This window comes from Psychrobacter sp. W2-37-MNA-CIBAN-0211, assembly GCF_040309405.1.
GTDB lineage: Bacteria > Pseudomonadota > Gammaproteobacteria > Pseudomonadales > Moraxellaceae > Psychrobacter > Psychrobacter glaciei.
In genome coordinates this window covers 1-280 of the sequence record NZ_JBEOOU010000133.1, presented here as the reverse complement: position 1 = coordinate 280, position 280 = coordinate 1, and the positions used below count along the sequence as shown (strand labels likewise).

1 protein-coding gene is annotated in these 280 nt (G+C 36.8%); it reads left to right on the top strand.

Annotated features, from left to right (window positions below; translation table 11 throughout):
* Window positions 1-232: alpha/beta hydrolase family protein (locus AAEY72_RS14605; RefSeq protein ID WP_352311252.1), on the top strand; the 232-nt coding region annotated here is incomplete at its 5' end.
* Window positions 233-280: the final 48 nt, after the last annotated feature.

Sequence of the window (280 nt, the reverse complement as noted above, 5' to 3'; positions counted from 1 at the left end):
CCCATACGCTGAAGGCTTAAAAGGCCCATTAATGATTTACCATGGCATGGCCGATGACAACGTATTATTTACCCATGCCACTAAATTGTTTAAACAGCTGCAAGATAACAATCAACAGTTTGAAATGATGACTTACCCGGGCTCAAAACATAGCCTTCGCGGTAAACAAGTTCAAACTCATTTACATCAAACTATTACAAACTTCTTTAACCGTAATTTTAATACAAAGTAACTAAAACTGGGTTAATTATTCGACTAAAGGCTGATACAAGTATCAGCC